At 66.4% G+C, this 6,614-nt stretch carries 4 protein-coding genes; 2 read left to right on the forward strand and 2 right to left on the reverse strand.

Features of this window, described 5'->3' with window-relative positions; all coding sequences use genetic code 11:
- Positions 1-13: 13 nt before the first annotated feature.
- Together ACI2KK_RS23935 and ACI2KK_RS23940 are read right to left on the reverse strand one after the other, a co-directional pair.
- Positions 14-1,003 (reverse strand): 2-hydroxyacid dehydrogenase, encoded by a 990-nt coding sequence (locus ACI2KK_RS23935; protein ID WP_404670885.1) that lies wholly within the window; start codon positions 1,001-1,003, stop codon positions 14-16.
- A gap of 195 nt (positions 1,004-1,198) precedes the next feature.
- Entirely contained in the window at positions 1,199-3,952 is a 2,754-nt protein-coding gene (locus ACI2KK_RS23940) for a response regulator (RefSeq protein WP_404670886.1), read from the reverse strand.
- Positions 3,953-4,228: 276 nt separating this feature from the next.
- Here ACI2KK_RS23940 and ACI2KK_RS23945 point away from each other — a divergent pair, with 276 nt between their 5' ends.
- Both ACI2KK_RS23945 and ACI2KK_RS23950 read left to right on the forward strand, forming a co-directional pair.
- Positions 4,229-4,945: a response regulator transcription factor gene (locus ACI2KK_RS23945; RefSeq protein WP_369990169.1), complete on the forward strand. Its 717-nt coding sequence runs from the start codon at positions 4,229-4,231 to the stop codon at positions 4,943-4,945.
- 3 nt (positions 4,946-4,948) lie between these two features.
- Positions 4,949-6,307: a histidine kinase sensor domain-containing protein gene (locus tag ACI2KK_RS23950; RefSeq protein ID WP_404670887.1), complete on the forward strand. Its 1,359-nt coding sequence runs from the start codon at positions 4,949-4,951 to the stop codon at positions 6,305-6,307.
- Positions 6,308-6,614 lie beyond the last annotated feature (307 nt).

A 6,614-nucleotide genomic window follows, 5' to 3' on the forward strand; every position in this document is an offset into this window, starting at 1 on the left:
GCGTATCCTAGCATCAACTTGTGACCAGATTCTGCGCATTGCCTGCCGCCCAGCGGGTGATGTTGCACAGGGTGGTGGAGGCGATGGCATCCAGCGCCTCGCGGGTGAGAAACGCCTGGTGGGCGGTGATGATCACGTTGGGGAAGGTCAGCAGGCGCGCCAGCACATCGTCCTGCAGCGGCAGGTCGGAGCGGTCCTCGAAGAACAGCTGCGCTTCTTCCTCATACACATCCAGCCCCAGGTAGCCTAGCTGGCCGCTTTTCAGGGCATCGATCAGCGCCGGGGTGTCCACCAGCGCGCCGCGGCCGGTGTTGATCAGCATGGCGCCGGGCTGCAGCTGGGCCAGGCTGTTGGCGTTGATCAGGTGCCGGGTGTGCTCGGTCAGCGGGCAGTGCAGGCTGATGATATGGGCCTGGCGCAGCAGTTCGGGCAGCTCCAGGTAGCGCGCGCCCAGGGCGAGCAGCTCGGGGTTGGGGTAGGGGTCGTAGGCCAGCAACTGGCAGCCGAAACCGGCCATGATGCGGGCAAACGCAGCGCCGATCTGCCCGGTGCCGACCACCCCGACGGTCTTGCCGTAGAGGTCGAAGCCGGTCAGCCCGTGCAGGGTGAAATCGCCCTCGCGGGTGCGGTTGTAGGCGCGGTGCAGGCGCCGGTTCAGGGCCAGGATCAGCGCCACGGCATGCTCGGCGACGGCGTGGGGCGAGTAGGCCGGCACCCGCACCACGCTCAGCCCCAGGCGCCGGGCGGTGGCCAGGTCGACATGGTTGTAGCCGGCCGAGCGCAGGGCGATCAGGCGCGTGCCGCCTTCGGCCAGGCGTTGCAATACCTGGGCGTCGAGTTCGTCGTTGATGAACGCGCAAACCACCTCAAAGCCCTGGGCCAGGGCGGCGGTGTCCTGGGTCAGGCGTGCCGGCTGGTAATGCAGGTCGAAATCAAGGCCTGTGGCGGCGCGCTCGAAGCTTTCCTGGTCGTAGTGCTGGCTGCTGAACAAGAGTGTGCGCATGGGGCATTCCTCGAAGGAGCAAAGTTGCTCGGTATCTGAAGGCATGAGCGGTCTTTGTAGGAGCGGCCTTGTGTCGCGAAAGGGCTGCGCAGCAGCCCCAGGATTTCGGCATCAGGCAAAATTGCGGGGGCTGCTTTGCAGCCCTTTCGCGACACAAGGCCGCTCCTACAGGTGATGTGTGTGCCGCCAGCCTGCTCAGGCGCTCAGCCGCGCCTGTTCGGCCAGCCGGGTGATCGCCCGGTCCAGTTCGTCCAGCGCCTGCAGCGCCTGCGGGTTGTCCTGCTTGAGCAGGGTCTCGCTGCGCTGGCAGGCGGCGCGCAGCTGCGGCACGCCGCAGTAGCGCGAAGCGCCGTTGAGCCGGTGCACCCGCTCGATCATCGCCTCGCGGTCCTCGGCCTCGCGGGCCAGGCGGATCGCCTCGCGGTCGCCGTCCAGCGATGCCAGCAGCATGGCCAGCATGTCTGCGGCCAGGTCCGGCTTGCCGGCGGCCAGGCGCAGGCCTTCCTCGGGGTCGAGCACCTTCAGCTCGCTGTCGGGCTGGCGCTCGGCACTGCGCTCCTGCGAGGGCGCGCCCAGGCTCAGGCCGGTCCACTTCATCACCACCTGCGCCAGCTGGCGCTCGCTGATCGGCTTGGTCAGGTAGTCGTCCATGCCGCTGTGCAGCAGGGCGCGTTTTTCGTTGGCCATGGCGTGGGCGGTCAGGGCCACGATCGGCAGCGCCGGGGCGCTGTGGCTGTTCTCCCACTGGCGGATCTGCTCGGTGCAGGCGCGCCCGTCCATGCCGGGCATCTGCACATCCATCAGCACCAGGTCGAACGGCTCGTCCTGCACGGCCTGCACCGCGGCGTAGCCGCTGTCCACCGCCAGCACCTCGGCGCCCATGTCCTCCAGCAGCGTCTGCACCAGCAGCAGGTTGGCCGGATTATCGTCGACGCACAGCACCTTGGGGGCCCGCTCGCCGTTGCCGGTGCGCGGCTCGGCCAGCGGGCGGCGCGGCTGCACCAGCTCCAGCAGCAGCCGGCGCAGCTTGCGCGAGCAGGTGGGCTTGGCCAGCAACTGGCCGTGGGCGTTGGGCAGGAACGGGCTGTACAGCGGCTGTTCGGTGGTGGGGCACAGCACCACGCACTGGCAGCCCAGGCGCTCCAACTGTTGGTGGTACTGGCCCAATTGCTCGGGCGACAGGCTGCCCAGGTGGGTGCCCAGCACGGCGAAATCGAACGGCTGGCCGGCCTGGCTGGCGGCGTTCACCGCCTGCAACAACTGGTCGTAGGAGGAGAACAGGCTCACTGTCAGGCCGCAGTCTTCCAGTTGATGCTCAAGCGCCTGGCGCGCCAGGTCATGGCCATCGACGATGGCCACCCGGCGGCCGAGCAGGGCCTGCAGCGGTTGCTCTTCGGCGTCGTCATGGGCGCGCGGCAGGTTGAGGCTGATCCAGAACTGCGAACCTTCACCCGGGGTGCTGTCGACGCCGATCTCGCCACCCATCTGCTCGATCAGGCGCTTGGAAATCACCAGCCCCAGGCCGGTACCGCCGGGCTGGCGCGACAGCGAGTTGTCAGCCTGGCTGAAGGCCTGGAACAGCGTGCGTACATCCTGCGGCGACAGGCCGATGCCGGTGTCCTGCACGCTGATGCGCAGCTGCGCGCTGTCTTCCTGCTCGTCCTCGAGCATGGCACGCACCACGATGGTGCCCTCGCGGGTGAACTTGATGGCGTTGCTCACCAGGTTGGTAAGGATCTGCTTGAGCCGCAGCGGGTCGCCCACCAGCGACAGCGGGGTGTCGCGGTACACCAGGCTGAGCAGCTCCAGCTGTTTGGCGTGGGCGGCGGGGGCGAGGATGGTCAGGGTGTCCTGGATCAGGTCGCGCAGGTTGAACGGAATGCTGTCGAGCACCAGCTTGCCGGCCTCGATCTTGGAGAAGTCGAGGATCTCGTTGATGATCCCCAGCAGGTTGTCGGCGGACTTTTCGATGGTGCCCAGGTAATCCAGTTGGCGTGGGGTCAGCTCGCTCTTTTGCAACAGGTGGGTGAAGCCGAGGATGCCGTTGAGCGGGGTGCGGATCTCGTGGCTCATGTTGGCGAGGAACTCGGACTTGATGCGGCTGGCCTCCAGGGCCTCCTTGCGCGCCATGTCCAGCTCGATGTTCTGGATCTCGATGGTTTCCAGGTTCTGGCGCACGTCCTCGGTGGCCTGGTCAATGCTGTGCTGCAACTCCTCGTGGGCGTTGTGCAGGGTTTCGGCCATGCGGTTGATGCCGGCCGCCAGCTCGTCCAGTTCGTGGCTGCCCATGGCCGGCAGGCGCTCTTCGAGGTGGCCGTCCTTGAGCTGGTTGACCGCGTGCTTGATGTGGTTGATCGGGTCGTTGATGGTGCGGCTCATGCGCAGTGCCAGCAGCGCGGTGAGGGCCAGGCCGACGAAAATCAGCAGCAGGCTGGTGAACAGGTTGCGGTAGCCGCGCAGCAGGGTGCCGTCGTGGGACAGCTCGATCTCCACCCAACCCAGCAGGCGCTCGGCCTCGGCCGGCACGGCGTCGGTGGCCAGGTCGCGGTGGTGGCCGAACACCGGCATCAGGTAGCGGGTGGCGTCGTTGCCGGTGCGTTGCAGCAGTTGCGTGCCGGTGCCGCCACTGGGCGGCTGGTTGAGCATGCTGGGGCCGGCGTGGGCCAGGCGCGTGCGGTCGGCGGCGAGAAACGCCACGGCGCGTACATCGGACTGTTCCAGCGCCTGCGCGGCAATGCGCTCCAGCTGCGCCGGAGCCTGGCGTGCCATGGCCGGGGCGGCCAGCGGGGCCAGTTGCTCGGCGATCATCTTGCCGCGTTGCAACAGCTGCGTGCGCAGCTCGTTCTGTTGCAGCCAGGTGAAATAGCTACCCAGCACCAGGGCCATCAGGCTGGCGGGCAGCAGGGCCAGCAACAGCACGCGGCTGCGAATTCCCAAACGGTCTAGCACACCTGTCTCCTGTCATGTGCTCAAGGGCGCGCGTTGCGCGTTGGCGAACGTTACTCCAATGCGGGTATTTGTGTCTGTTTTTTACCGCTTGCGGTCAATCCAGCAACGGCTGCGATTCCTGTAGGCGCAATGCACGCTGTGCGGCCAACTCCACCCCCACACCGATCAATCCGACCTTGGTCTGCCCCTCTCCTGGCGCGCGCCGGTCGCCCCCCGGTTGCCTGCAACACCCGCTTACCCAATAATCGCGTAACTGAGAATTGATGACAGTTGCCAATGCATCCCGAAGCCATTCATACCTCCAGCATCCTCGCCATCGAAGACGACCCTGTGCTTGGCGCCTACCTGCACGACGAGCTGCAACGCGGCGGTTTCAACGTCACCTGGTGCCGTAACGGCCTTGAAGGGCTGGAGGCCGCCGGCCGGCAGGTGTTCGACCTGGTGCTGATGGACATCCTGCTGCCTGGCCTCAATGGCCTGGAGGCGTTGGCCAGCCTGCGCCGGCACAGCGCCACGCCGGTGATCCTGATGTCGGCGCTGGGCGCCGAGGCCGACCGCATCACCGGCTTTGAGCGTGGCGCCGACGACTACCTGCCCAAGCCGTTCAGCTTTGCCGAACTGCGCGTGCGCATCGAGGCGATCCTGCGCCGGGTGGCGTTCGAGCGCCGCGCCAAGGCGCCGCTGGAGTTGCCGGCCGGTGCACTGCGCTTTGACGAGCAACTTAGCGACGTGTGCCTGGCCGATGCCTGGGCCGGCCTGACCCCCAGCGAGTACCGCCTGCTCGACACCTTGTGCCGCAGCCAGGACGAGGTGCTGAGCAAGCCGTTCTTGTACCGCCAGGTGCTGCAACGGGCCTATTCGCGGCATGACCGCAGCCTGGACATGCATGTCAGCCAGATCCGCCGCAAGCTCAAGGCCATCGGCTATCACGAGCGCCAGGTGCGCACCGTGTGGGGCAAGGGCTACGTGTTCAGCGCCGGCGAGGCGGACTGAACAGTGCTCGATCGCCATTCGCTGTTCTGGAAACTGGCCATCCTGCTGGTGGGGTTCTGCCTGCTGATGATCGGCCTCAGCTACACCTGGGGCCGGCACATGGAAACCCGCAACGCGTTCCTCGACGAGCCGGCGCGCGAGGTGCTGCGTGGCTACGCGGCCGAGGCCGAGCGGGCCTGGCTTGAGGGCGGGCGCGAAGGCGTGGACCGCTGGCAGGAGCGTTTGCTTGAGCGCGAGCCGGGCTGGGCCGGGGTGCTCGACGGTGACCTGCAACCTTTGGGCAGCCTGGCCCTGAGCGGCGAGCAGATCCAGCACCTGACGCGCCTGCGCGGGGTCGACTGGCCGATGAGCCGGCGGATTGTCGGGCAGCCCTGGTTGCGCCTGCCGTTCCCCACTGTGCCCGAGCAGGGCATGTTGGTCATGGAGTTGCCCAAACGCTTCAACCCAGGCCACTACCGCCTGCTCTGGCAGGTGGTCACCAACGGCATCATCCCGGGCTTGTTCACCTTGCTGTTGTGCGTGGGGCTGTACCGCATGCTGATCGTGCCGCTGAACCAGTTGCGCGAGCAGGCCAATGCCTGGCGTGCCGACCAGCTGACGGCGCGTCTGGATGCGCGCACCACCCAGCGCCAGGATGAACTGGGCGAGCTGGCCCGGGCTTTCGACCAGATGGCCGAGCGCCTGCAGGGTACGGTGGCGTTGCAGCAGCAGTTGCTGCGCGACCTGTCCCACGAGATGCGTACCCCGCTCAGCCGCCTGCGGGTGGCCTGCGATGGCGAGACCGACCTGCACCGCCTGCGCGAGCGCCTGCACCGTGAGGTGGATGGCATGCAGCAGCTGGTCGAGAACACCCTGCAACTGGCCTGGCAGGACGCCGAGCGCGGGGTGCTCGAGCTTGAGCCGATCCAGTTGCCGGCGTTGTGGGATGTGCTCAGCGAGAACGCCTGCTATGAAAGCGGTTGGGCGCCGGAGCGCCTGCGTTGCGAGCTGCCGGCGGGCTGCTGGGTGCAGGGTAATCTCAACCATCTGGCCCAGGCTTTGGAGAACCTGCTGCGCAATGCCGTTCGCCATTCGCCGGTGGATGGCTCTGTGCGTTTGGGTGGGCGGCGCGAGGGGGGGTATTGGCTGCTCGAGTTGGAGGACGAGGGCGGTGGGGTGGCCGAGGGGGAGCTTGAGCGTATTTTTGCGCCGTTTACCCGGCTTGACGGGGCGCGGCCCGGGGATGGCGGGTTTGGGCTGGGGTTGAGTATTGCCCGCAGTGCCATTGAGCGGCAGGGGGGGATGCTCTGGGCGGTCAATGGGGGGCGGGGGTTACGGTTGTGTATGCGGTTGCCGGTTGGGGTTTCGGTTGCGGTGGTTTAGTTGTCTGTGGGCGTGGGCTTGCCGGCGATGGTTTTTGTGCAGGTTTATGTTGTTGATCTGTTGATCTGTTGATCTGTTGATCTGTTGATCTGTTGATCTGTTTGAAGTTTTTTTAATTGGTCTTGGAAGTTGTAGGCGCATTCATTATTTATAGTGACGCTTTTTCACCTTTGCGCCCTTACGATCATCCCTTTCAAGGTGTCCGCGTCAGGGCTGACAAGTGTTCGCCGAAGGTTTTGCAGCGCCTATCAGATCGAGCGCCGCCCGCGCGGCGCATCGCGACACAAGGCCGCTCCTACATCTGTTT

This window comes from Pseudomonas sp. NPDC089406, from assembly GCF_044900265.1.
Classification (GTDB): Bacteria; Pseudomonadota; Gammaproteobacteria; order Pseudomonadales; family Pseudomonadaceae; genus Aquipseudomonas; species Aquipseudomonas fakonensis.

Bases quoted from the DNA above. Each gene is read 5' to 3' on its own strand.
- ACI2KK_RS23935 (WP_404670885.1), bottom strand. From the start codon at position 1,003: ATGCGCACACTCTTGTTCAGCAGCCAGCACTACGACCAGGAAAGCTTC.
- ACI2KK_RS23945 (WP_369990169.1), top strand. From the start codon at position 4,229: ATGCATCCCGAAGCCATTCATACCTCCAGCATCCTCGCCATCGAAGAC.